At 42.3% G+C, this 23,429-nt stretch carries 28 protein-coding genes and 1 pseudogene; 6 read left to right on the top strand and 23 right to left on the bottom strand.

The annotated features are described in order from the left end of the window. Nucleotides 1-38: 38 nt before the first annotated feature. From ACFVQB_RS27620 to ACFVQB_RS27690, 15 genes are all read right to left on the bottom strand, one after another. Entirely contained in the window at nt 39-422 is a 384-nt protein-coding gene (locus ACFVQB_RS27620; RefSeq protein ID WP_379447091.1) for a hypothetical protein, read from the bottom strand. Between the two features lie 97 nt (nt 423-519). Next, on the bottom strand, nt 520-1,260 hold the full coding sequence (locus ACFVQB_RS27625; RefSeq protein WP_379447092.1) for an ATP-grasp domain-containing protein: 741 nt from the start codon (nt 1,258-1,260) through the stop codon (nt 520-522). A gap of 156 nt (nt 1,261-1,416) precedes the next feature. Next, entirely contained in the window at nt 1,417-1,542 is a 126-nt protein-coding gene (locus tag ACFVQB_RS27630) for a hypothetical protein (protein ID WP_379447093.1), read from the bottom strand. A 28-nt stretch (nt 1,543-1,570) separates the two neighbouring features. Further along, nucleotides 1,571-2,077, bottom strand: a complete 507-nt coding sequence (locus tag ACFVQB_RS27635) for a DUF6985 domain-containing protein (RefSeq protein WP_379447094.1) — start codon at nt 2,075-2,077, stop codon at nt 1,571-1,573. Between the two features lie 236 nt (nt 2,078-2,313). Further along, nucleotides 2,314-2,595: a hypothetical protein gene (locus ACFVQB_RS27640; protein ID WP_379447095.1), complete on the bottom strand. Its 282-nt coding sequence runs from the start codon at nt 2,593-2,595 to the stop codon at nt 2,314-2,316. Nucleotides 2,596-2,792: 197 nt separating this feature from the next. Next, nucleotides 2,793-3,788, bottom strand: coding sequence for a translation factor GTPase family protein (locus tag ACFVQB_RS27645; protein WP_379447096.1), 996 nt, complete (start codon nt 3,786-3,788; stop codon nt 2,793-2,795). Between the two features lie 30 nt (nt 3,789-3,818). After that, nucleotides 3,819-4,373, bottom strand: a complete 555-nt coding sequence (locus tag ACFVQB_RS27650) for a hypothetical protein (protein ID WP_379447097.1) — start codon at nt 4,371-4,373, stop codon at nt 3,819-3,821. 70 nt (nt 4,374-4,443) lie between these two features. Beyond that, nucleotides 4,444-4,902 (bottom strand): DUF2262 domain-containing protein, encoded by a 459-nt coding sequence (locus ACFVQB_RS27655; protein WP_379447098.1) that lies wholly within the window; start codon nt 4,900-4,902, stop codon nt 4,444-4,446. A gap of 208 nt (nt 4,903-5,110) precedes the next feature. After that, nucleotides 5,111-5,974 carry a phosphotransferase gene (locus ACFVQB_RS27660; RefSeq protein ID WP_379447099.1) on the bottom strand — a complete coding sequence of 288 codons (864 nt, stop codon included), beginning with the start codon at nt 5,972-5,974 and terminating at the stop codon, nt 5,111-5,113. A 79-nt stretch (nt 5,975-6,053) separates the two neighbouring features. Then, the gene (locus ACFVQB_RS27665; RefSeq protein ID WP_379447100.1) at nt 6,054-6,527 is read right to left on the bottom strand and encodes an NUDIX domain-containing protein; all 474 of its coding nucleotides are present in this window, start codon (nt 6,525-6,527) and stop codon (nt 6,054-6,056) included. A 148-nt stretch (nt 6,528-6,675) separates the two neighbouring features. Next, nucleotides 6,676-6,987, bottom strand: a complete 312-nt coding sequence (locus tag ACFVQB_RS27670; RefSeq protein WP_483874965.1) for a DUF4085 family protein — start codon at nt 6,985-6,987, stop codon at nt 6,676-6,678. 28 nt (nt 6,988-7,015) lie between these two features. Continuing rightward, entirely contained in the window at nt 7,016-7,537 is a 522-nt protein-coding gene (locus ACFVQB_RS27675; RefSeq protein ID WP_379447101.1) for a hypothetical protein, read from the bottom strand. Between the two features lie 27 nt (nt 7,538-7,564). Next, nucleotides 7,565-8,080, bottom strand: a complete 516-nt coding sequence (locus ACFVQB_RS27680; protein WP_379447102.1) for a hypothetical protein — start codon at nt 8,078-8,080, stop codon at nt 7,565-7,567. A gap of 560 nt (nt 8,081-8,640) precedes the next feature. Beyond that, entirely contained in the window at nt 8,641-9,135 is a 495-nt protein-coding gene (locus tag ACFVQB_RS27685; RefSeq protein WP_379447103.1) for an NUDIX hydrolase, read from the bottom strand. Nucleotides 9,136-9,154: 19 nt separating this feature from the next. Then, complete coding sequence (locus ACFVQB_RS27690) at nt 9,155-9,472, bottom strand: winged helix-turn-helix transcriptional regulator (RefSeq protein ID WP_157283965.1); 318 nt, start codon at nt 9,470-9,472, stop codon at nt 9,155-9,157. A 349-nt stretch (nt 9,473-9,821) separates the two neighbouring features. On the opposite strand from ACFVQB_RS27690, the gene ACFVQB_RS27695 reads away from it, so the two are divergent. Beyond that, nucleotides 9,822-10,403, top strand: coding sequence for an NAD(P)H oxidoreductase (locus ACFVQB_RS27695; protein ID WP_379447104.1), 582 nt, complete (start codon nt 9,822-9,824; stop codon nt 10,401-10,403). Nucleotides 10,404-10,470: 67 nt separating this feature from the next. Here the strand turns inward: ACFVQB_RS27695 and ACFVQB_RS27700 are convergent. Continuing rightward, nucleotides 10,471-10,737, bottom strand: a pseudogene (locus ACFVQB_RS27700) (FusB/FusC family EF-G-binding protein); the annotation flags it as partial. Between the two features lie 339 nt (nt 10,738-11,076). Here ACFVQB_RS27700 and ACFVQB_RS27705 point away from each other — a divergent pair. Continuing rightward, on the top strand, nt 11,077-11,481 hold the full coding sequence (locus ACFVQB_RS27705; RefSeq protein ID WP_053780275.1) for a VOC family protein: 405 nt from the start codon (nt 11,077-11,079) through the stop codon (nt 11,479-11,481). 229 nt (nt 11,482-11,710) lie between these two features. Here ACFVQB_RS27705 and ACFVQB_RS27710 read toward each other — a convergent pair whose 3' ends face one another. Continuing rightward, a complete protein-coding gene (locus ACFVQB_RS27710; RefSeq protein ID WP_079346542.1) occupies nt 11,711-12,583 on the bottom strand; it encodes a carbohydrate ABC transporter permease in 873 nt (290 codons plus the stop codon). A gap of 16 nt (nt 12,584-12,599) precedes the next feature. Beyond that, nucleotides 12,600-13,457, bottom strand: a complete 858-nt coding sequence (locus ACFVQB_RS27715) for an ABC transporter permease (protein ID WP_379447146.1) — start codon at nt 13,455-13,457, stop codon at nt 12,600-12,602. A 276-nt stretch (nt 13,458-13,733) separates the two neighbouring features. Between ACFVQB_RS27715 and ACFVQB_RS27720 the strand changes: the two genes are divergently transcribed. The 3 genes from ACFVQB_RS27720 to ACFVQB_RS27730 all read left to right on the top strand — a co-directional run bounded on the left by ACFVQB_RS27720 (nt 13,734) and on the right by ACFVQB_RS27730 (nt 19,166). Beyond that, nucleotides 13,734-15,536, top strand: coding sequence for a sensor histidine kinase (locus ACFVQB_RS27720; protein WP_379447105.1), 1,803 nt, complete (start codon nt 13,734-13,736; stop codon nt 15,534-15,536). Between the two features lie 232 nt (nt 15,537-15,768). Further along, complete coding sequence (locus ACFVQB_RS27725) at nt 15,769-17,379, top strand: response regulator transcription factor (RefSeq protein WP_379447106.1); 1,611 nt, start codon at nt 15,769-15,771, stop codon at nt 17,377-17,379. A 104-nt stretch (nt 17,380-17,483) separates the two neighbouring features. Further along, nucleotides 17,484-19,166 (top strand): type 2 periplasmic-binding domain-containing protein, encoded by a 1,683-nt coding sequence (locus ACFVQB_RS27730; RefSeq protein WP_379447107.1) that lies wholly within the window; start codon nt 17,484-17,486, stop codon nt 19,164-19,166. Nucleotides 19,167-19,291: 125 nt separating this feature from the next. Here ACFVQB_RS27730 and ACFVQB_RS27735 read toward each other — a convergent pair whose 3' ends face one another. Beyond that, the gene (locus ACFVQB_RS27735; protein WP_379447108.1) at nt 19,292-19,594 is read right to left on the bottom strand and encodes a hypothetical protein; all 303 of its coding nucleotides are present in this window, start codon (nt 19,592-19,594) and stop codon (nt 19,292-19,294) included. A 36-nt stretch (nt 19,595-19,630) separates the two neighbouring features. Further along, on the bottom strand, nt 19,631-19,816 hold the full coding sequence (locus tag ACFVQB_RS27740; protein WP_379447109.1) for a restriction endonuclease subunit S domain-containing protein: 186 nt from the start codon (nt 19,814-19,816) through the stop codon (nt 19,631-19,633). 164 nt (nt 19,817-19,980) lie between these two features. Between ACFVQB_RS27740 and ACFVQB_RS27745 the strand changes: the two genes are divergently transcribed. Beyond that, nucleotides 19,981-20,235, top strand: a complete 255-nt coding sequence (locus tag ACFVQB_RS27745; protein WP_340936551.1) for a helix-turn-helix domain-containing protein — start codon at nt 19,981-19,983, stop codon at nt 20,233-20,235. A 249-nt stretch (nt 20,236-20,484) separates the two neighbouring features. Here ACFVQB_RS27745 and ACFVQB_RS27750 read toward each other — a convergent pair whose 3' ends face one another. From ACFVQB_RS27750 to ACFVQB_RS27760, 3 genes are all read right to left on the bottom strand, one after another. Further along, nucleotides 20,485-20,940 (bottom strand): HEPN domain-containing protein, encoded by a 456-nt coding sequence (locus ACFVQB_RS27750; RefSeq protein ID WP_379447110.1) that lies wholly within the window; start codon nt 20,938-20,940, stop codon nt 20,485-20,487. A gap of 442 nt (nt 20,941-21,382) precedes the next feature. After that, nucleotides 21,383-22,249 carry a hypothetical protein gene (locus ACFVQB_RS27755; protein WP_379447111.1) on the bottom strand — a complete coding sequence of 289 codons (867 nt, stop codon included), beginning with the start codon at nt 22,247-22,249 and terminating at the stop codon, nt 21,383-21,385. Between the two features lie 215 nt (nt 22,250-22,464). Next, a complete protein-coding gene (locus ACFVQB_RS27760) occupies nt 22,465-23,340 on the bottom strand; it encodes a hypothetical protein (RefSeq protein WP_379447112.1) in 876 nt (291 codons plus the stop codon). Nucleotides 23,341-23,429: the final 89 nt, after the last annotated feature.

Raw genomic sequence — 23,429 nt, forward strand, 5'->3', positions numbered from 1 at the left:
ATATTTCTATTCAAAATCAGGAAAGGCAGGTCAGAAGGCTAAATATCAACCTCGTCCCAGTTTATAATGACATAGCCAAGCTGAAACAGCAGGATGACAATATAACTGATGTTGATTCCAAAGCTGGTCTTGAGTTTCTTGATCTGTTCCGAGTATTCTTCTTTGTTCATTTTTCCGCGTTCCAGCCTGGACTTGATCTTTTGTTTTTCCTTCCATATCATGTAGAACTCAATTACAGCAAATATTCCCCATGCCAATGGATATATCAGTAACACTGCATTAGCAACTGACAACAGCATCAGTGAGCCTTCATCCAACCCTTTCTCAATTCCTAATTTGAAACTTACATGCACACTCAAGGTCAAAACCACTAAACCAAAACCTATTAAACTTAAATACGGTGTGAATTTGGAGCTTCGCATGTGTGCTCTTCCTTTCCGACAATCCTCAATTAGATTAAAAAATGTAGTCTGAGAGAGGGTTATTCTGCTGGTCAATCTCAATCCAATCTCCTTTAGTCTATAAGGTTCTTAGATAATCTGTGGTCTCCGTTAATTCGGACCATCTGGCTGAGAGGAATTTCGCATAGTTTACAGGACTGATCCCATAGGTTCCTAGAGAATGACCATCATTGATCTCTACCAGTTTCATATTTCCTTCTTGATCCACGCCAAAATCCATTCCATATGCAGCCGGTGCATCCTTAAAATCGCTAATTGCTTTCTCGATAACGCTAGCATCCAACGTTGAATCCCATGCCCCTTTATAGCGCCTGATATCCAGAATTTCTCCGTAACGTATAAAACAACGCCACTCTGTCTTAAAATCGACAATCTCGGAACACCATATGCTAGTATCCTCCTTCTCCTCCACAAGTCCAATAAAATCGATGTAATCTCTCACCACTTTTCCAGCAAACTTTTTGGTGATGTCTTTCGGTTTAATGAACACGTTCCAACTCTCTTTATCTTGAAAAAGTTCATGCATCGTTGTACTCCACACTTTTCTACCCAGATAACCTGCTAAAGCATTTGGATAATCTATTTCTCCTTGTTTTCTTCCCAATCCTAATTGTTCTAGACGCTTTCTTACATTGCCAATGCCTCCCACCAGTAGGCTTTCGGGGCTATTATCCTGGATCTCTTGTAAATTAAAAAATTTAATGGTCTCCCAACCCAATGAACTGAAGCCTTCATTAGCAATAAACGCATTTACATTGTAGAAGTCCCCACTCTTATCTGTCTGAATATATGCCCTCATTGCTTATCCTCCTCACAACTTTCATTGATACATAAAATACAGCCATGGCATGACAAGTAAATTTCATGTTTTCCACATTTCGGGTACCCTCTCGGAATAGTTGGCCGATCATCATCCTCTTCAATCTCAGACCACTGTCGGTGATTGCAGTAGTAATCATGCACAGCATAAACTCTTTTCTTCATCAAAGGTGTCTATAGTCCATGGTATCTCATCAATGTCGAAACCAACCGTCCCGATCCCCACGACAGACTGATCCCGCTGTGCCAGCCAAATCGTCATTTCTCTCTCCCGATTCCCTTTTCTGATCCTATTCGTTTTCATCCGTTTCAGTCCAGATTGCAAATTCACCGTAGCCCAAATACTCACGCACCTCCAGTACCTTATCGCCACGCACCACGATTTCCATGCCATTTTCAGTGTCCCATTCGGTGCCTCCACCCAGAATCGCTCCCAATCTCTTATCATTCGAATCGTATGGATTCCGATAAAGTTCAACGTCAGCAACCGACATGAATGCCAGAATGTCCTTACCTTCAGCTTCAGCCAAACCAGAAGGATATTCCGCCGTATCACACGACATTTTCTCTGTTTTCCATTCATATGATCGTTTGCATATTTCATTAATTGTTTTATCCGGCAAGCAATTCAGCACGTTCTGGATATATAACTCCGCTTCTTCCAAACTCATATCTTGTGCACTAAAGTGATACTCAACCTCGCATTGAAACAAATCAAGCAAACCAAATCCGGACATCCGATTCTCATCTGCAGGGTCTTCTGCGCCAACACGTTTCAAATAAAAATTCCCAGTCATACCTTACCTCCTTCAGTTAATCCCCACAACTGCCACAAGAGGAACAGCTGGAAATGCTCGTGCAACCGCTGTTTGAGGAATCCCTATAGGCTGTCTTTTCCCTGTGGATACCCCTGTTTAATCCAGAAGTATATGGACGAAACTCCCAATAGTATACATGACGACTGTCTACTATGAAAAAGCCCTTTGACAACATGCCAGGGCTGTAAGTTGATCATCTCATTTTCTGCATATTGTTATGACATAGCTATAATTATACTCGATATAAGCATCAACAACGTTACGGGCGCCCAGATTCTTCGTTCCCATACACCTCTCGTGATCAGATTCAAAATCGTCCCAAGCACCAAATACGCGACGATAAACTGGCTCGCTATATCTGCAAACGTTGACCATCCAGGCAAGAGCATTCCTGATTTACTCAGAACAATGATACCCATGAATGCCAAAATGGCGATCTGAAATAAGCAGGCAAAACGCATGGATACGGGGTATTTCCCGGGAAACTTCCCACCCATGGCGCATTCTCCACGGCAACGCAGACATTATTGTTCTCTATATCATACTGGATATGGATATGAATCTGAATCATACTTCATTACAGGAATCGCTCCTTTAGTAAATGTAGTTATACCTTTTCAACAATGACCTGTTTCCAAAGATTCTCTCACCACATCCACTTATCTTTAACAGCAGAGATCACCACTGCCACATCCTACGTTTCCTCCCAGAACTCGTCGATAAACTCATTCATATACCACTCTTCATTTTCCTTGCTCTGTCTCTCCCAATATAATAAATCGGTATGTGAAGCACTACGCAAGCTGGATTCTTTCACAATTTGTTCTTTCAGATGTTCTGGAATGGCATCATAATAACGTAGCTCCACATGACATTCATATTTCTGACCAATGATCGACTGAATTTCTTCCTTAGCGCTCAGCCATTCTCTCATCGATATCTCCGTGATTACATCTATAAGTCCAGTTTCACGTTGGAACCGTTCTGTTCTCCACTTCATGGAATGCAGACATTGTTCCAATATCACTACATCATCGGCAACTCCGTTAAACGTTACACTGACTATGGGTTCCAGAATGACAAAACCGCTCTGCTTCAACCCATTTCGAAATGCGATTGATGCTGCAATCTTATAGGACATCTGGCTCGAATCCATCGGATGATGCGAACCATCAAATAGTGTTACTTTTACATCTACGATTGGAAAACAACTTACAATATAATCTAACATTGAGCATTGTACTCCATCATCGATAGACGGGATATACTCGTACGGCAGTATACCTTCACTATGAATGTGATTGATAAACTCGTAACCGGCATTCCTTGCTTGCGGTTCGATCCGGAGATGACAACGCCCATACCTTCCAATGCTTGATGCTTGTCTTATAAACGATCCCTCTGAGTTGACCGCTTCTCCAAACGTTTCTTTATACAGAACTTCAGGACGCTGAGCATCAATGTTTAAGTCAAACTTGTGAACGAGTCGGTCTAAGATCTCATTTAAATGCTGCTCACCTGTACCCATAATTATCGTCTGCTTAAGAGTATCTAACGTATATATCACCACATGTGGATCTTCTTTCACATATTGCTTGAGTGCTAGTAACATTTGTTTAAACTCATCTTTTGACTCAGGTCTATTAATCCTCACCAGCATGTAATGATTCGTAATATCTATAGAATGCATAAGGTTCACTCCAGTCTTCTATGTAATGTTCTAATCCCGCCCTGACCATGAATGAATCCATTCACCATTCTTCTTCAATATGCCTGAACGCAAAAGATTCTTTTCCTTCAATTCATGAAATAACACATAATAGTCCGATTTCAGGCTATCCCAATCTTCGTAAATCTTCATCTCAGACAAACTAGTAGCATCTATGTACCCTTTCTCTCTCCATTCAGGCTTCTCATCAACCCAATCTCCATATATGAAACCTGGCCATGCATCCCCTTTTGCCGAACGTAATAAGGTCTTATCTGTATTCTCATCCCCCCTTGTAAATCCTTTTAATTCATTCTTATGATTATCAAAGTAAACCGTCCCACACTCTGGACATTGGTACACACTTCGAGTTAGATCCCCCCACAGCCTTCGGACTTTCATCAACGCATCCTCTTTTTCTTTCGGCGACGGTCCGGATTCCTCAATGGCTCGATCGATTTCTTCCAGAAAATCAAACTGATCCTCATCTGCAATAACATATCCCTTATACGATAAATAATCTGTTATATCTGATATTCGATTGCCACAGTTACAATAGAAATGCATCTTGCTTCCCTCCTCTTTCCAACATAAATTCCAAGTTAATCATCGCTATAATAATTATGTAATACAGCACCTAAACATCTGCATGTATCAAATTATAATCGTGATCAAATTCTGCATGAATCCGATGTCCACCGAATAAATCTCCATCTGAACATTCACAGTATATATGGTTCACTCGAAATTCGATATCAAGCAACGTTATGACTCTTTCAAAGTCTTCTGTGGATACGTCATATTTCCCCCCATCTACATCATCCCAATTTAAATTCTCATCGTCTTCATCAAATTCGGGCCAAAAATCATTTTTGTAATCAATTAAATGATGTGCTATTTGTGTCTTGGCCTTTTTTTCAAACTCCTCAAACTGACAGAATATCTTTTCTGCTCTACTCATCAATTCATCTACATTAGTGTTTTCATTTTCAAGCTTTAAACTGTAATATACTTTCCCTTCCGTATGTTCATATGAGTTAAATTCCTCATTATACATAAATGGACCTATTATTTTACTGCTAATTGTCTTTTCCATAGGTGATTACCTTTCTTTTTCATTATATCTAATTCAATATTCCATCTCATATTCTTGCCTCACCAATATCCCATTACTTATTATCAGATTTTTTTCTTTCACTTTTGAATGTTGCCATAAAGTATCCTGGCATGATCACAGTTCACTGGTTCAATAACAGGTACTTCCAGGAAGTATTCCAGTTGCCATTGTTGCGTTTTTTGCTATTTTAAAGTTCCTCGCATAGTCGTTTCCATTCATTCCATGCCTCCAAATATTCAGGCAGATCATCAGGATGATGCTTTTTACTCAGCCCGATCCGGCAATATAGATGGATAAGAACTTCCTCTATTAATCTTGATTTGTCCATATCTACATTTTCAAGAATTTCAATCGTGGAAAATAACGTTTCGGTATAAATGTCATCAGGGGATGAACAAAAAGCATACAAGAAATCATAGAGGATAGGTCCAACCATTGGAGATGGGTCAATGACGCCGATGAGTTCATTTTGATCATATACAAAATTATGAACACCCGTATCGCCATGCAAAAGAAATTTCTCTTCTTCCTCATGAAACAGGCGATCCACTTTGGATTGAACCAGATTATAATCATCTATCGTTAAAACACTTCCGATACTCATCTTTGCTTCATGAATACTCAACTGATTGAATTCTTTCCAGGTCTTCTGTGGGAACACTATTCTGCCCCAGTATTTCGTATTAGAAGAACGCACATATGTATTGAATAGCTCTTTCACCAGGCGAGTTAACCATTCTCTTTTCTGTCCCCGGTTGAAATGGGTCGTGCCTTCCATATACGTATAAATAAAATAAGTGTTATCCGAATCAGTCAACAAAACTTCAGGCAATAACGGAGAACTTTTATATGAGTCCAAAAACTGTTGGGCAATGTGAATCTGCTCAGGTTCATCCGATTTCAGAATATAATGCTTATTCAGATTCGTACTCAACCGATAAACACGTCCAGCGGTGGTACCTGACAAACTTTGAATTTCAGTGATTTCTTCGTTGATATGATGCATCTTGAATAAGTTATTGATCTCATTAATTGTTGGGTTAATTAACATATGCTTCTCCTCATATAACCAGGATCTTGATTCATTTAATAAACATAAGTTAAGTTTTAGATTCAAATTGCACAGTAACTTACCTTTCAAAATGGGCTCGTTCTTCTTGATTGGAACTAAAAATATAATCTGGATATTGATTTGCCATCGGTGGAAGCTGACCCTCGGGGAAAAATTGCAGATCTTTCATCTCTTCATTATTGGGTGTGAGTTGTCCAGATTTGATCCTGCATTCAAATACGATAGTCAAATATTCGACCTGATGACCGTTACTGTATGTAAAGCGTTGTTCCTCACCGCCATACACCCCAATAATTCTCTCCGGTTCAATAACTAGACCTGTCTCTTCCACCGCTTCTCTTACCATCGCATGCGCCGGGGTCTCACCAAGCTCAATTGCTCCAGCAATCAGCCCCCAGGTTGATTCGTTATGTTTACGACCGAACAGGATCTCTCCTTGTTCATTTCGGATAATCCCAGCTACACCCGGCATAAAAATAAGCTCGTTGCCGATCTTGTCCCTCAGGTTTTTGTAATAGTCTGACATACCCATGTAGAGTATACCTCCTTCTTAGAGTTACTGAATTCCCGCTGTACCGTAGGCAGCTTCAATTGCTTGAATATAATTTTCCCATGTCAGCAAATTTCGTGTTTTTATTTCCGTCTTGTTCAGGATCGAACTCAGCTTCTGGGTCTCTGTCTCACTCTTCCTCTGCAAGAATATCCGTACAGCGAACAATCAACTCAGGCGTAGGCTCCCCTCCAAAAAGAACATGCAGCTCATATCCGTTATCGATCCGATACAGCTCTTGATACAGCCAGTAACTGCCTGCAATCTCTCCCTCTTGCTTAATGATTTCGGGTGCAACCAGCGTCACCTTGTTTATATTGGTGAAACCTCCACGGGTGTCAAAACGAATGACAACCTCATCCCCCGTCAACAGTTCCGTCACTGTACAATCATGAAATTGCACCCGGCGAAGAATATCATCGGGGATATTTTGTTTCAACATGACTGCCCTGTATTCTTGCCCTACCCGTTCAATCTTTTTCGTATGTTCTGCACTTTGTTTCTTCAGCTGACGTTATTTCTCTTGTGCAATATCCCAGCGTAAACACACGGATATCCGCAATTTGCTCATGGATTTCTTGGGGTAAACGTTCCATCTGGTCTTGGAAACGCCACTCCATCGCTTCTTTGTACTCTTCTTTGCACTTCTTCTCGTCAAATGGAGGACGGGCGTCATACGCTGCAATGAGCTTCTCGATATGCGCTCTCTCTTCCGGTGGCATGTGGTACACCATCTGATCCTCTTCCGTCACCTCTTCCCCGCTAAAAGCCTTGTCTACACGAGTGAGCACCTGACCATCATGCTCTAGCATGAAACGGGGGTCCATGTTATATATCTCGCGCTCCTGCTTTATATGTTCTTTTTCCTTTCTTTTATACAGCCGTTGAAAAAGATCATCGTCTAATTTGTAAGCTCCGCTATGTACTCTCAATCCAAAATGAAGACCAGTCAGCTGGCAAATTTCGTACCATTCTTTCGTTAGATATTTCATGGGCATCTCTCCTGCTGATTTTAGAATCTACTTTGTTATTGAAGCATATACCTTTTTAATTTGTGACGAAAATTTAGCTGCACCCGGAATTCGTGTGCGTTTGTAATAAGCCGTTAATTGTTTCGGATGATTTTTGACCAGATCATATTCAATGACGGTGTTCGCGATAACGGATCTCGTAAAACCCAAAACCTCAACAACCTCAGATCGATCCTCCTCATCAGGCTCCTCGCCCTTCGGGAATTCACCGTCCGGATCGTCCTTCAACTGTTCACTGAACGTTAATCGAGCCGCTACATAAGACATAATGTTCTCCTTGTCCTCGGCGAACTGCTCCATCATCCACTGAACACATTCATCTTCTGTTGGAGCCGAGACGCCAAAGCCTTCCAGAACATACTTCCGTTCTTTAAAGGAATTCATTAATAACGCCGCTTCATAGCTGGCATGTTCAACAAATTTGACCTGAGGTTTAAGCTGAACAAGTTCAGCCACGACATTTTGATAACCATCGCCTGTTAAGAATTCTTCTACTGTTTTCAACCTGTAAACCTCCAGAACTTCCAGATTTTAATTTGGAAAAAGTGATTACGCCCTCATCATCCTCAGAACATAACGGTCTCAGCTATCTCATATGAAATAAACGAACTTGTCTACGCCAAGGTTTGAAAAAATTTATATTTCACTTCTTTTTGGTTCCGCTCGGCCCATTCATGGATATCCTGTAATCCAGCGGTCTCCTGATTTTTTTGAAAATAAAAGCATAAATCCATCGGCACTAACCGTTTTCCATGGAGTTTAATACCAATCCGTTTGTAATTTATATAAATGCACTCAATCTGGGATGCATCGTATTTCCGATGTTTCGTAGAGATCACATGATCGCTTTTCAGCGTAATGCTGGGTTTGGTAAAAAACAAACGCCGGATCAGGAAAATGATATAACCGAGAATAAAGGTCAATATACATATCAGGGAGTACTTAAGAATACCATTTTCGTCGAGAACAACATCTCTGAATAAAATAAATTCAAGGAGCAGCATACATATTAAATTCAATACTGCTCTTGGATAAGTTGTTGAATATGTAATGAGTTACACCTCCTATTTATTATTCGCGTTAATCCGCAGCCATTTAGAAGGAGCCTTCTTGGCAAAATGCTTTTCAACAAAATCCAAAATATGATCGATCCCGGGCAATGCCGCATTTTCTTTCGCTTCGTCAAACGTCATCCATTGGTAATCACTATGTTCATGATTCAACTGGACAGGCTGGCTTTCATCGACATAGCCTACGAATACAGGAGCGGTATAGATATAATCCTCCATGGGCGAATAATACTGTTCAAATTGGTTGGCAGAGTACAGACACACCTCCGTAATGCCTGTTTCCTCGTAAATTTCTCTTAATGCCGCTTCCCATGCTTTCTCGCCCTTTTCTATCCCGCCACCAATATAACACCACTCATTATGAAGCATACGACTCGCCCGCTTGAGCATCAGCACATGGTATTGATCCAGATTCTTTTTCAACAGAATTACAGCGACACCTTCACAACGGATAGGGATTACTTGTTTAGTGATCTTAACACCATCCACCGTCCCACTCCCTCTCTCTTCAAGTTTCGAAGGAATCAAAGTCCTCCAGAACCTTCGACCGATCCCCGTAAACCTTGTCCAGATGCTCTTCCCCCCAATAACAAAGGTGATCCAGAGCGGGCTTGAGTCCCCATCCGTATTCAGTCAACTCATATTCCACCTTCGGGGGAACCTCGGAATACACTTTTCGCTGTACAATCTCGTCCTTTTCGAGACCTCTGAGCTGCGTGGTCAGCATCTTCTGCGTAATGTCAGGGATCAGCCGCCGCAGTTCCGAGGTCCGTTTGCGACCTGTAAACAAATGATAAATAATCAAAGGCTTCCACTTGCCGCCCATCACTTCCAAGGCTGCCTCTACACCGACCTTATATTTTTTGGGAGCACCCGTTTTTCCATGTTCCGTCAACGTTCATCCCTCCTTAATCAAGTTATGGCTAATATAAAAACATTACCTTCATACCTCTTTCCTCTAACTTATACTCTTACTTTCTTTCTTCTCTTTATCCGTTATTTAAGCCCATTTTGAGGCATCCATTCAGGGTACGTTGATGTTCCTATGGCACTTCATTCTTCCTATAGAACATCAAAGTGCGTACTTCCAGATTATTTCATACCTGTTTATAATAGCATCAGCCATCGATTCATGGCTACAAGACAGCAATGGAGAAAGGTAGTGACATTCAGTTATGAACGTACTAGTTGTAGTATCCCACCCGCGAAAAGATTCCCTGACCTTCCAGGTTGCCGATCGTTTTGTACAAGGTCTTGCCGAGGCTGGTCACGGTTATGAGATATTGGATTTGCATGGGATTGGGTTCGACCCGATTCTCCGAGACATGGATGAACCGGACTATACTCAGGAGCATCAGGTGTTCTCGCCTGAGATTGAAACGGAGATGGAGCGATTGAAGAAGCACGATGCTGTGGCTTTTGTGTTTCCTCTCTGGTGGTGGCATCTGCCAGCCATGCTGAAAGGGTATGTGGATCGTGTCATGAACAACGGTTTTGCCTACGGCTCGAACAAGCTTCATCATCAGCAGATCTTGTGGCTTGCTCTTGCGGGCGTGACGGAAGAACAGATGCAAAAGCGTAACTATGATGAATCAATCACGAATCTGCTCAATGTGGGTATTGCCGATTACTGCGGCGTGTCCCGGTCGAGCGTTGAATTTTTATATGAGACGTTGGATGCCAAGCCTGAGCATTATGAAAATCTGCTGAAGCAGGCGCATCAATTGGGACTGAATTACCTCTCGCGTTTACAGTAAGAGAACAACTATGCTTTAACACGGCAAAAAGGTCGCTCCGAAGAGCGACCCTTTCGTGTACATTGCATTATTTTACTGTCGAGAGAAGAAACTTCTCCAGCATGGTGATATCGATGATGCTATGGTTACAAGCATTGTTATCCATGCATACATACTGGCCAATGGAAGAAAAGTTATCCGGCGAATAGCTCTTGGTCTTCACGTTGAAGAATCCGAGCTCCTGATGGCGATGACAGAACATGCAGTACCCTTTCTTGTTCGTCGATGTAATCCGTCCCTCAATATTGCCTTCGTAAGAGTACACGATGAATAAGCGGTTGCAGATTCCCAGCCAAAAAGATATTAAAACGCTACTGACATACTGTTGTCAGTAGCGTTTTAATATAATCGGAGTAAGTAAACGTAAAGGAGCGAGAGATAAATGCGAAGTATGTCTTGCATCGGCTGGGGACATTCTATGGATCAAGTGAGCCGCAACTAGGCGTGGAAGGATGGTCATTGGACCAACACGGGGTAGAACTAGCGAACATCGGTCAACCCGCAAATTAGGCCTTCTAATGGGCTGTTTGATGCTTGGCTATTTACTACAGCTACTTTGCCCCTTACGGAAGCTTCGCTGGTTCTGGTCCAAAATGATGTATTGTATTATTTATTATGGGAAGGATGATATTTTGTGAATTTCGCTTCTGTACGCATCATTACCGACGACGTGGATCGTCTCGTCGAGTTCTATGAGAAAGTCATGGGTGTTACTGCTGAGCGCCCCGCACCCGTTTTTGCCGAACTCGTTGTGCCATCATGCACCCTGGCAATCGGCCACTCCCAGACAGCCCAACTATTCGGCGCTGGTTCCGTAGTGGCAGCCAACAATCATACTGTCATCATCGAGTTCCGCGTCGACGATGTCGAAGCCGAATACGCGCGCTTGAAGCCGTTTGTCGCTGATTGGGTACAGGAACCAACCACGATGCCGTGGGGGAACCGTTCTGTGCTGTTCCGTGATCCCGACGGCAACCTCGTTAACCTCTTCGAGCCGGTGACTGAGGAAGCGATCAAACGTTTCAGCGGTAGGCGTTAAATCAAGTCTTCAATCAACGAGCGCTTTTCTTGAATAAGAGAAAAGCGCTCGTTTTGCATTGTAGGATATGAGCATGGAGTTTTGAAGGTTTCTTATTCCACCATTCTGAGGGGATGGGTAAAAACACCCATTTATTGTTCTTTTTTCATCAAAAAAAGAAGCCACCTCCCTGGCCTTCCACCAGTTCAGCAACTCCCTTTTCACAACCTATTCAATTCGCCACACGCAGCTACTCCTTCACAGCTCCAACCACGATCCCGGTTACAAAATAACGTTGCAGGAACGGATACACGAGCAGAATCGGCAGCGCACTGATGAAGATCTGTGAAGCCCGAATGGTCCGCTGGGACAGATTTGCAACAGCTTCCGGATCAAGCTTCGACATGTCGGCCTGCACGATGATCGTCTGCATGAATGTCGCCAGTGGCAGCTTTTCCGCATCACGGATGTAGATGATCCCGTCAAAGTACGAGTTCCAATGTCCGACCATCATGAAGAGAGAAACGGTTGCAATGACGGGTACGGAGACGGGCAGATAGATTTTGATAAACGTCTGCAAATGCCCTGCCCCATCAATAAATGCAGCTTCCTCCAGATCCTTGGGAACGGTACGGAAGAAATTCAGCAGCAGGATAATGTTGAACACCGCAACCAATCCCGGCAGGATCAAGGCCAGCAATGTATTCATCAGTCCCAGCTTCAGAATCAGGATATACCCCGGAATGAGACCACCGCTGAACAGCATCGTGATGACAAAATACCACAGATAGATGTTACGTGCACGGAACACCCGCGTCTCTTTGGAAAGCGCATAGGCTGCAATCGTATTGACGATTAATGCAAGCCCCGTTCCCAGCACCGTCCGCTCTACGGACACCCACAGGGAGGAAAGGAAATTGCTATTAGCAAACGTTTTGGCATATGCCTCCAGTGTAAAACCAATCGGCCAGAACGTAACGAGTCCAGCATTAGCAGGTGCAGTTGAGCTAAGCGATACCATGAGTAAGTGATACAATGGCAGCAAGCAGAGCAGTGAAAGGATGGTCAGTAACACATTGTTGATTATGCTGAATATGCGGTAAGGCATCGTTTTATGATACATGAGTTCGTCATCCTTTCTAGAAAATTCGGTATCCGGCGAATCGGTAAGCCAGTCGGTAGGAGATCACAATCAGGATCAAACTAATGACCGATTTGAACAGATTCACAGCGGTAGCGAAACTGAACTGCCCACTTAGCAGACCTTCTCTATACACAAACGTATCAATAATATCCCCTTGCTGGTAAATCAATGGACTATATAAGTTAAAGATCTGGTCAAAGTTGGCGTTGAGCACATTACCCAGTGCCAGGGTTGCAATGACGATCCCAATCGGAATAAGTGCCGGGATGGTAATATACATCGTTTGCTTCCAGCGTCCCGCCCCATCCACTTCAGCCGCCTCGTAGAGTGACGGGTTAATACCGGACAATGCCGCGAGGAAGATAATTATGTTGAATCCAAACTCTTTCCAGACATCACTCGCAATAATCGTGAATCGGAACCAGCTGCCATCCCCCAGGAAGAATATTGGCTTAATGCCGAATACCGAGACAAGGAACTGATTGACAATACCCGTCTGGGCCAGAATGTCGATCAGAATACCTGATAACGTAACCCAAGACAAAAAGTGCGGCAAATATACGAGTGTTTGAATCGTTCTTTTCAGCGCCATCTTCCGTACCTCGTTGAGCAATAAGGCGAAGACAAACGGAATAATGAGGTTCATAACGATCTTGGAACAGGCAAAAAACAGCGTATTCCACGTAATTTGCAGGAAATAATCATTTTCCCACATATATCTGAAATGCTTCAGTCCGACCCATTCGGAATCGAAAAAACCCAGTGCAGGTTTATAGTCTTGAAATGCCATCAAAATCCCGGACATCGGAATGTATGAAAAAATAAAGACCATAATGGCCGCCGGCAACACCATCAAGTGCAGAATCCATGGTTGTTTATAGCGTTTTTTTGTTTTTCGATTCGGCTTACTCCCAATGTCCGCCTGAGGTACCCGGTTAGCTTCCATATTAGCCTCCATAGCGCGCTCCTGTTCCCAAAAAAAAGTTTTTGTGTGTAATGGGGATCTCTGATATAAATAGTATCAGGCATTTCTCAGGTCTGACTATATAACATTGTTAGGCTTGATAGTGTTTTGTTAGGAATATCATCTGAAGAGGTTGTTTACACACGAATTTGAAGGAGACACTTTATGAATACATGGAAGCGCTTTATATCATTTGGAAGAACGTCCAGATCCCGGTTTAGTCTGTTTGCCAAAATAAACTGTTTAATTGTGGTCCTGTTCATCCCCATTATTATCATGTATACCTACTCGAACAACGTCACTTATGATGTTGTAAGCAAAGAGCTACAGGTCTCCAATACGAAGCAGCTCACGTTTTTATCCAGTCAGATCGATTCCCGTATTAATCAGATGATGGACTTCAGTCTTATTCTCTCAAGAGATCCCAATGTCAGAGCATTTAATGGCTTGAACATATGGAATGATCGTTATGACAAGATGCAGACCCGATATGTCATTCAGGAAAAGCTGATGCTTCAATCTGGTGTTACCGATATATGGCCTACTCGATACGCTGTGCATTCACAACAGAATCAAGATGTCATTGCCAACTATAATAGAACAACCGGGTATGATGAGGATTACCTGAAAAGAAATATGAGCGGACAATGGACATACGGTGATGGTGCTGAGTCCAAAGAGGATATGAAATCCTTTTACTGGTTCTTTACGGATTCCTTGGCCCAGCCGGGCATGTTGACGGGAAGCAATCTGGTGATTGAAGCCAGTTTCAGTTATGAAAATATTCAGAACATGCTGGATACGTATAAGGAAGGTGGGCAAGGTGATCCATTCTTCTATCACAAAGGAAATTCGCCCATTCTGAACCGCAGTGCAGACAAGCAGCTGTCCGAAGAACTCATTCGTTATTTGGATGAACACTCGACCGAGGATACCACACAAGATGTCGTCAAGCTGAACGGGAAAAAGTATCTGGTTAGCTCGGTGAAATCCTCCTATCTGGATTGGCATTTGGTCGATGTGGTACCCCTCTATCAGATTCTGCAACCGATCTCGCTCAGTCGGAACTTATTCTATCTCTTTATGATTCTGCTGTTTGTGGTGGGCATTTCCGCTTCGATTCTGTTATATAGAAACATTCAATATCCGATTAAAAAGCTGATCCAGGGCTTACGCCGCGTGCAGCGCGGAGATTATTCCGTACGTCTGCATAGCAAGGATCAGAATGAATTCTCGTTTTTGTTCCATCGATTCAATGATATGTCACATCAGATTCAAGACCTGATCGAGAATGTGTTCCAGGAAAAAATCAGGGCCAAGGAAGCTACGCTGAAACAGTTACAGGCCCAGATCAATCCTCATTTTCTGTATAATTGTCTTGGTTATATCATCAACATGGCCCAGATGAAGGACGAGCAAGCCGTCGTCTCCATGGCGCATAATCTAAGTGCCTACTATCGTTATACGACACGAGTGGAGCGGGAGACATCTTCTCTAAAAGAAGAAATCAATCTGCTCGTCAACTATTTGGACATCCAGAAGCTGCGTAATGGCAGAATTGAATACCACATCGACATCCCTGAGGATATGCTAGCCCAGTCCGTACCACGATTAATGCTGCAACCGATTGTGGAGAATTCCGTCATTCACGGTGTATCGAAGTCATATTCATCCGGGGAAATTCGAATTACGGGTGAGATCTCAGACGGGTTCTGCAAAATTTACATCGATGACGATGGACCCGGCTTGAGCCCGGATCAGTTGGAAGCGTTGAATCTGAAAATGCAGCAGCCGCTGCAGGAGGAAATGGGCTGTGGCCTATGGAACACGAATCAGCGGATCATGCACTTATTCGGCAATCAATCCTACCTTCTATTCGGCCCATCCCCTCTAGGCGGATTCCGAACCGAGATGGTCTGGGAAATACCCAAAGAGGATACTGAGCGAGGGAATGTTTCTAATAGTTAAAGTTAATACAAACAATAAATTGACGATTTAATTTTGAACAAGATCATGTACACGAAAACGCAGAGGACAGAAAAAACCTGAAGAAGCGAAGTGGTCGCCTTTATCCCCATATTTTTACCTTTGTAAAAGTAAATCAAAAAATCTGGGGGTAACAGCGATCGGAAGGTTGTTCTGTCATCGGAGTGGCAAGTGTACAGATGTCTGCGTTCAACCACTAAGGAGACAATAAAACATGCAAATGATCATCGTAGACGATGAAGCACACTGGGTAGATAACCTGTCCATGACCAAACCCTGGCATACGCTGGGGATCGAACAGGTGCACAAAGCATACTCGGCGCACGAAGCACTTCAGCTGATTGATACGCACCCTATAGATATTGTAATCTCGGATATTCAGATGCCCGAAATGACAGGCATTGAACTGATCGAACGGATCAGAGTCCGTGACAAAAAAATAAAGTGTATTCTTTTATCCGGACATTCTGAATTCGATTACGCTAAAAAAGCCATCCAGTTCGAGGCCGTCGATTACTTGCTGAAACCACCCACGGACGATGAGTTAATGGGTGCCGTTCAGAAGGCTATTGATCAATTAAATACCGAATGGGAACTCGTCAGCTCACTAAAACGAACTCAGTTTACCCTGCGGGAGAACCTACCGCATTTGCGGGGTCGACTGCTCCTTGAGGCTTTGCAGGGACATCGAATTGCCTCCAGCGAATGGGCACGGAAACTTGCGAATTACGATTTGCCCTTCCACGCCGGGGATTGCGCATTAATGCTTGTACGTATGGAAGAAGAATTCGGGCAATATGACAACAACGATCAAACCTTGCTGGAATATGCGGTCATCAATATGGCGGAAGAGATTATGGGAGAGTTTATGGAAGTGTGGGGCGTGAAGGAGGAGCATGGGTATCTGGTGTTTTTGCTTCAACTGAAAGTGGACAACACCGACATTGGCAAAGAAACCATACTGGAGAAGCTTTCGGTACAACTTCAGTCCAAAGTTAAGCAGTTTCTGAAGGGTTCCCTCTCTATCGTCATCACTGAGTGGTTCGCGTTTCCCGATCAGCTATATGATCGTTTTCGGCAAGCCTCCGCTTATTTCCGGCAAATTGTGGGAGATGAGCGCGAGTTCGTCATGCGGGTCAGTGACGTAGAGACTCCGTCGGCACAAGGTCCGCTGGATGTCCTGTATACCCCACCCACGTTCATTCATCTGTTAGAGAGTGGTCAATGGGATGCGGCAGAAGAAAAAATACTGGCTGTCTGTGCGGAGTTGGATGAGAAATGGTCGGAATCATGGGAGCATTGTATGGAGGCTGGTTTTTTAATTACGGCTTCCTTCACCAATCTCGCACACCGGAACAAGCTGACTTTGGCTAATTTAATGGGTGACGATATCGAGTGGTTGCAGAGCGGGGAAGCTTTCTCCACCATCAGTAAACTGCGCAAATGGGCGCTTAGTGTACTTGGCAAACTCAAGGAAGGCACGTCTAACGAGATCAAGGACATCCGTTCCGAGTATGTGAAGAAGATTCAGGATTTTACGGATAAAAACCTGCATCTGGATGTCTCCTTGCGTGTACTCGCCGACCATGTCAATCTGCATCCGACCCATTTGTCCAAGATCTATAAGATTGAAACGGGTGAAGGCATCAGTGATTATATCTCGCGCCTGCGCATGGATCGGGCCTGTCACAAGCTGGTAACGACCACCAAAAAAGTATATGAAATTAGCATGGAGATTGGATATATGGACCCGGCTTATTTTATCAAAGTGTTCAAGCGTCAATTCGGCGTAACGCCGCAAGAGTACCGAGACCAGCATAAATAACATAATAGAGTCCTATCGAAACTAACAAACTCATATAGATGCCCTCCCGCCCAAATTGGTACAGTTACACTTGTAAAGATCATACATCGTAGGGGGATTGAACAATGATCAAATTCAAAACATGGTGGTCACTGCTCATGGTTATCGCGCTCATCACGATCACTGCGTGCGGCAGTGCCGATACAGCCAGTGACAATGGTACCAAAGATGATACACCGGCGACCGTCGGTTCAGCTGAAGCAGAAGCTGCTTTTGCCAAAGGAAAATACGACCCACCCATCGAATTCAGTTCGGTATTGATGCCGAAGAAATACGTTCAAGGGGATACCAAAGAAAATAACGTTCACGATCGCTGGATGCTGGAAACGCTGGGTATGAAGCATAAAGATACCTGGTATCCGGCGAATGACGATCAATACAGACAGAAGCTACAACTGGCCATCGCCTCTGGCGAGAAGCTGCCTGATTTCGTGTCCGTACCGACCAATGCGGTATTGACCAATCAGTTGATCGACTCCGGTCAATTCATCGCCATCGATGAGTTGTTCGACAAGTACGCGAGTCAGACCCTGAAAGATCACGCAGCAGCACATCCTGAGCTGTGGTATCCGTTCACCAAGGACGGCAAGAAATACAACATGCCGATCATGGAGTACACCGATAACGACGATACGCTGCTCTGGCTCCGCGAGGACTGGATGGAGAAGCTGAACCTGGAAGCTCCGAAAACCATTGCAGACCTTGAGAACATCATGGACAAATTCAAGAACGAAAACCCGGACGGTCTGTCTCCAGACAAAGTATTCCCGCTGGCGATCTCGCTGAAAAATAACACTAACACCTGGATGGGTCAGCTCGACTGGTTGTTCGGTGCATACGGCACAGTCCAGGAGCAATGGAACAAAGACGCAAACGGCAATCTGGAGTACGGCTCCATTAACCCGGGTGCGAAACAAGCACTTGCTAAGCTGGCTGAATGGATGAACAAAGGTTATATCCACGCCGACTCCGCCCTGTGGGACGAAGGTAAATCCGCTGAAAGCTGGACGGCTGGCAAAGCGGGCATTCTGCCTGGCGCAAACTGGGTACCCGACTGGCCTGCACCTGACCTGCTGAAGAACGTACCTGGATCAAAATATAAAGCTTACCCTGTTCCGGCTGGCCCAGACGGCAAGATTGGTACGAAGTGGCAGAACTCTGGTGTCAACGCAAGTATCATGATCAACAAGGATGCGAAGCATCCAGAAGCCATCTTCCTGTACTACAACTACCTGCTCGATAACCTGGCTAACCCGGCTGCGGGCAGTGAGTATGAATACGGCTTCGCCAAAGGTTACGACTGGGATATCATTGACGGACAACCGACCAGTGACAAAGAGAAGATCAAAGACTTCTCCAACGAATTCCCGTTCCTGACCGGTCCAGCACGTATCCCGGATCTGTACATGAAAACACTCGTGAAGCTGGCCAACGGCGAGAAGCCTGAAACACCTTACGAGAAACAAATGGCCGAATTCCGTAAACCGGAAAACTGGTATGCAGGTAAAGTCGTTATGTCCCAGATCGACATCCGTAAACAAAACTACTTTACTGGTGCTGCAACACCAACCATGGTATCCAAATGGAACCTGCTCCGCCAGTCCGAAATGGAAACCTTCAACAAAATCATCTATGGCCAACTGCCGGTTGATGCCTTTGACCAATTCGTCGCCAACTGGAAATCCAATGGCGGAGATCAGATCACCCAAGAAGTGAATGATTGGTTTAAATCGGTAAGTGGGAAGTAAGGAATAGGATTTGGGAAAAGTAGAGCATTAAAACCCGAGCCGAAGCGAGTTGTTCACGCTTCGGCTCGGGTTTTTAAGTGAAGATCGGGGTCGCTTCCCCTGACTTATGGGTTCGCGTTAGTGGATTAAGCCTTCGTATCGGTCTCCTCCGGCATCGACTGACCAAGCAAGGAAACTGTCAGCTGGATACCATCCCGTAGCCCCTGCATGTACAACCGCTCATTCTCTATTCCTTTGGTGACAAAGTAACGATTCTCCCACTCGGTAAATTCAGGTGTATTCTCGACATCATCACCTGTAAACAAAGCTTCGAACGCTTCGTCTGTTTCCCCACGTACACGACTCAGTTCAGGATCATGTTCGATTAGGGCAGATACCTCATCTAACCTCGCCTGAATCGCTTGTTCCAACCACGATGGAAAATTCATTGTTTCTCCTCCCCTACACATTATGTACCTCACTCATCATCGGACCACTCGGTCATGTCTCGCCTTTATTTTGCTAATTCGTGCCACCAGTTCATCCACCTTTCGGCTCTGTTCCTGAACCTCAGGATTGTCCCACAACGGAATCGCTTGCTTCAAGGATGCCACCCCAAGCTGATTAAGCTTGCGCCGTTCCTCTTCCAATAAGTCAAGCAACCGGCTCATACATCCACCTCTCTGATGGGTCTAAACTGCATCAAGTTCTGTTAATGCTAGACATGAGCAGTCATTTTTAATGCGATTATCGGTTTATTTTATTTTAATTCGATATTCGCATTAAAACAACCATTATTTCTCATACAATTTGGTTGAAATGAGGGGTGTACATAATGAAGCATAGACAAGAACCACCCGGGGACAAAAACATCATCGGCTCCCGAGTCGTAGCTATTCGTAAAAGTAAGGGCATCAAACAACGAGAATTCCTCGCCAGATTGCAAACATTGGGTTTGGACATCAGTCAAACCAGTCTTTCGCGTCTGGAGGGGCAGTATCGTCTGGTTCAAGACTATGAAGTGGTTGTAATTGCAAAAGCTTTGGAGGTTTCTGTGGGGTATTTGCTTGTGGAAGAAACTGAACAGTGAGAAACTAGACTAATGCCACCTTTTAACGTCGCCAGATTACTTACGCTTTTGATGGTTGTTGGAATATTAATATAGCGCCTTGACCATCGCCTTTATATACAATTTACAATATCGCTACATTGATTTATTCGTTTCCAAATAGACATTACTTCTCCCTGGTCCTAGACTAGAGCAAACAGAAACAAAAAAAAACCCCGAAGGGTGATGTTCAGCTCTGATAATTGAATTTGATGTGCCTACTACTTTTTTTTACTTACAAAAACTTAAAATATATCTAACAACACTGTTAACTAAATCTCTCGAAAATTTTGCTAAATTTTTCTCAGCATCAGAATCAAAGTGAGAGTCACTGTGCTGGTTACGATAATTAGATAGAGAATTTGTTATCGTTGTTATTAAATTAATTAATTGTTCTGGGACATTTTCATTATTAGATTTTAAGTTTTGTAGTATATATGCCTTCACTTCTTTTGCTAGTGGATTTAGTTCATCTATTTTCGTTTTACTCGTAATATTCAGTCTAACGAAAGCTTTAAAAAAGCCTTCAAGACATGTATAACAAAGTGTAATTGCATAATTATAATTCTCTTCTTCTACAGATTTATCAATTTTCTCAAGATAATCTTGAAGTTTTTTTGAATTCCACATCTCCACATTCACTGTAGGGCTAGGAACAATTATATGTAAATCTAAATTAGCATCCATAAAGTTCTCTAGCTCTTTTACCTTAAGGTTACTTGGATCGATCTCTTTGAAAAGTGCTATGAAACGTCTATATGCTTTCGTTCTAGTAACTTCATCAAAATCATTAAGAATATCTTTATAGAAATCCCTCCTTGTTGTGCTCTTTCCACTTCTTTGTCTGTCCTCAATAAAATCTTTATAACTTAAAAGGTCATAAGAAAACTCCCTACAAACATTTAGAAACTGTGATCCGCTATAATATGTTCCTGATTCCCTATCTCTAGTATTTCGAGTAACCTATTATATGCATTAGTCCAATTAAAAGACATAAGATTTCTCCTTAATATTTATTTTGGCATTTCAAATAACGATTCTGTATTCACGACCCGACGCATATCGGGTGTCCGGCGAATGCCGGTCCAAGGACGAATGTCCGTAGCGTGAATATTATGTTATGCGAAATCTACTTCTTGCCCTCTTTTGCCTCTATGGCTTTTTCAAAACTCGAAGCGATTAATTCTAAAACTTCTCCAAACTCTTCAGACGATTCCTCAAAAGCTGCATTTAAATCCTTCATTCCAAATTCCATTTGAAATTTCACTTTTTCAAATTGATTAAACATAACAGCGTATTGTTTTTTTTGTAATTCTAAAACTTGTTCTGCATATTTATGTCTAAAAAAACTTGTTAAAAAGATTAACGATAAACTTAATAAGACAAGATAAGTTCCTGCGGAGCTATATTGGTCACCAAGAATTGAAATATACACATTCTCAGGTATGAATGGAGAAACTAACACAAGCAATAAACCAACAAGTGAAAAAATCCATTCTAAACGATTTGCCCTTTTGCCTTCACTTGAAGGATCAAGAGACTTCAGATCCTTTGTGAGATTATTAATAAAGTCGCTTGATATTTGAATGTCTTTACTTATTTCCTTTATGTTTTCAGCAGGCTTCATTGCTTTTTTTACGTTCCTCTTTTTCAAATTAAAAATAGGTTGCTGATCTACCAGCTTCCCGTAAAACTTTCTACGAGTGTTAACTAATTCTCGCTTTCCATCCTGTATACTTTCCATTGCATCTTCAACCATTGAATCAATTACACTTACATAATCGTTTATAGCATCATTCGCCCCATCCTTCTTTATTTTGTTTATCTTATTTTTACCATCTTGCAGTACGCTTATAAAATCAATGACTGCAAAAATCAGAGTAGCTATTGAATAGCCAAAAACAATTTCTGGTCTTATACCAACAAAAAGCGAAATAAAAATAATTAAGATGAACGACAGCGACAAGACTAGATATAAATTATAAGTTTTTTTCATATCTTCTCCTTTAGTAGATTTCAAATAATTTTCGGCATTCCTGACGTTCAAGCAACTTAAGCGACCATAGGGAACGGGTCGTCAGAATTAGCTGGTTAAATGTATCGCCTGACTTCACTTCTCTGATATCCTTCTTAGCGATCAAGGGCGAATGCCCGCAGTAGGAATACCTTGTTAGTGATGTAATTGTCATCTCTGAAATATCAAACAAATCATTACGATTCTTTTTTATTAAGCGATGCTACAAGGGCACATCTAGTTTTATGATCTGTTAATTCATATGCTTCATATTTTTTTGTTAGTGAACCATCCTTAAAATACATAACTTTTGACTCAAGTTTATCTATTAAATCTGCTCCTTTGTCTAGTACTGTTTTAAATTCTTTATCAATCTCTATAATATAAGTAGAATATGGTTTAGCAATCTCGAAAAAAGAAATTGGATCAAAGAAAGTATCTCTTTGAATTCGTTGTTCTTTGTCAGAAGGAATTAATGCATAATCAACTCGAAATACTTTCGAAAACCCTTCAATCTTTGAAATAATTAATTCATAATCGTATTCATCTTCTATATGAAAGTTCTTATCCTGGTAATATAAATTCAACAAAAACAAAGCCGCTAATCCATTTATTAGATTCTCTATATTTGCTTCTTTGAAATACTTGATTCTATCATGCTTAATCAAGTTGTATGAATGATACCACTTCCAAATTTCTTTCTCTTGTCCTTTGATTTTAATCGTTTCTCTTCTAAAAGGCATGTGTTTACTATCAAAGGTATTTTCCTTTAAATTCTCAAATATACAAGATACATGCTTAGATTTCAGATCATAAATCCGATCAAGTTCGCTGATATATTCATGGAAATTCACATGAGATCTTATCTTACCTTTTTTATCTTTATACTTAACTTTCTCTTTCTTACAAAGCTCTTTCGAGATATTCTCACACTCAGAAACAGTGCGTAATATTAAATCAGCAATTTTAATCGAATATGTTTTTAATTGTCTTTTATCAATTGAAATATAGTAACTGATTTCCATGAATTCACTTTCGAGTTTCTTATAGATCGGCCAAAATAAATTACTCATTATTAGCTCCTTAGTTCTTTTATTTCTACACTTATTTCACTTAACGTTCCTGTATTCACGACCCGACGTATGTCGGGTGTCCGGCGACT

It is taken from the genome of Paenibacillus sp. NPDC057886, from assembly GCF_042796655.1.
GTDB lineage: Bacteria > Bacillota > Bacilli > Paenibacillales > Paenibacillaceae > Paenibacillus.

Bases quoted from the DNA above. Each gene is read 5' to 3' on its own strand.
- ACFVQB_RS27695 (WP_379447104.1), top strand. From the start codon at position 9,822: ATGAACGTACTAGTTGTAGTATCCCACCCGCGAAAAGATTCCCTGACC.
- ACFVQB_RS27735 (WP_379447108.1), bottom strand. From the start codon at position 19,594: ATGAATTTTCCATCGTGGTTGGAACAAGCGATTCAGGCGAGGTTAGAT.
- ACFVQB_RS27670 (WP_483874965.1), bottom strand. From the start codon at position 6,987: ATGTTGAAACAAAATATCCCCGATGATATTCTTCGCCGGGTGCAATTT.
- ACFVQB_RS27625 (WP_379447092.1), bottom strand. From the start codon at position 1,260: ATGAGGGCATATATTCAGACAGATAAGAGTGGGGACTTCTACAATGTA.
- ACFVQB_RS27620 (WP_379447091.1), bottom strand. From the start codon at position 422: ATGCGAAGCTCCAAATTCACACCGTATTTAAGTTTAATAGGTTTTGGT.
- ACFVQB_RS27715 (WP_379447146.1), bottom strand. From the start codon at position 13,457: ATGGTGTTGCCGGCGGCCATTATGGTCTTTATTTTTTCATACATTCCG.
- ACFVQB_RS27645 (WP_379447096.1), bottom strand. From the start codon at position 3,788: ATGCATTCTATAGATATTACGAATCATTACATGCTGGTGAGGATTAAT.
- ACFVQB_RS27630 (WP_379447093.1), bottom strand. From the start codon at position 1,542: ATGACGATTTGGCTGGCACAGCGGGATCAGTCTGTCGTGGGGATCGGG.
- ACFVQB_RS27660 (WP_379447099.1), bottom strand. From the start codon at position 5,974: ATGTTAATTAACCCAACAATTAATGAGATCAATAACTTATTCAAGATG.
- ACFVQB_RS27675 (WP_379447101.1), bottom strand. From the start codon at position 7,537: ATGAAATATCTAACGAAAGAATGGTACGAAATTTGCCAGCTGACTGGT.
- ACFVQB_RS27725 (WP_379447106.1), top strand. From the start codon at position 15,769: ATGCAAATGATCATCGTAGACGATGAAGCACACTGGGTAGATAACCTG.
- ACFVQB_RS27750 (WP_379447110.1), bottom strand. From the start codon at position 20,940: ATGGATGCTAATTTAGATTTACATATAATTGTTCCTAGCCCTACAGTG.
- ACFVQB_RS27720 (WP_379447105.1), top strand. From the start codon at position 13,734: ATGAATACATGGAAGCGCTTTATATCATTTGGAAGAACGTCCAGATCC.
- ACFVQB_RS27640 (WP_379447095.1), bottom strand. From the start codon at position 2,595: ATGGGTGGGAAGTTTCCCGGGAAATACCCCGTATCCATGCGTTTTGCC.
- ACFVQB_RS27665 (WP_379447100.1), bottom strand. From the start codon at position 6,527: ATGGGTATGTCAGACTATTACAAAAACCTGAGGGACAAGATCGGCAAC.
- ACFVQB_RS27760 (WP_379447112.1), bottom strand. From the start codon at position 23,340: ATGAGTAATTTATTTTGGCCGATCTATAAGAAACTCGAAAGTGAATTC.
- ACFVQB_RS27635 (WP_379447094.1), bottom strand. From the start codon at position 2,077: ATGACTGGGAATTTTTATTTGAAACGTGTTGGCGCAGAAGACCCTGCA.
- ACFVQB_RS27650 (WP_379447097.1), bottom strand. From the start codon at position 4,373: ATGCATTTCTATTGTAACTGTGGCAATCGAATATCAGATATAACAGAT.
- ACFVQB_RS27655 (WP_379447098.1), bottom strand. From the start codon at position 4,902: ATGGAAAAGACAATTAGCAGTAAAATAATAGGTCCATTTATGTATAAT.
- ACFVQB_RS27710 (WP_079346542.1), bottom strand. From the start codon at position 12,583: ATGTATCATAAAACGATGCCTTACCGCATATTCAGCATAATCAACAAT.
- ACFVQB_RS27755 (WP_379447111.1), bottom strand. From the start codon at position 22,249: ATGAAAAAAACTTATAATTTATATCTAGTCTTGTCGCTGTCGTTCATC.
- ACFVQB_RS27690 (WP_157283965.1), bottom strand. From the start codon at position 9,472: ATGGGCGGCAAGTGGAAGCCTTTGATTATTTATCATTTGTTTACAGGT.
- ACFVQB_RS27740 (WP_379447109.1), bottom strand. From the start codon at position 19,816: ATGAGCCGGTTGCTTGACTTATTGGAAGAGGAACGGCGCAAGCTTAAT.
- ACFVQB_RS27745 (WP_340936551.1), top strand. From the start codon at position 19,981: ATGAAGCATAGACAAGAACCACCCGGGGACAAAAACATCATCGGCTCC.
- ACFVQB_RS27730 (WP_379447107.1), top strand. From the start codon at position 17,484: ATGATCAAATTCAAAACATGGTGGTCACTGCTCATGGTTATCGCGCTC.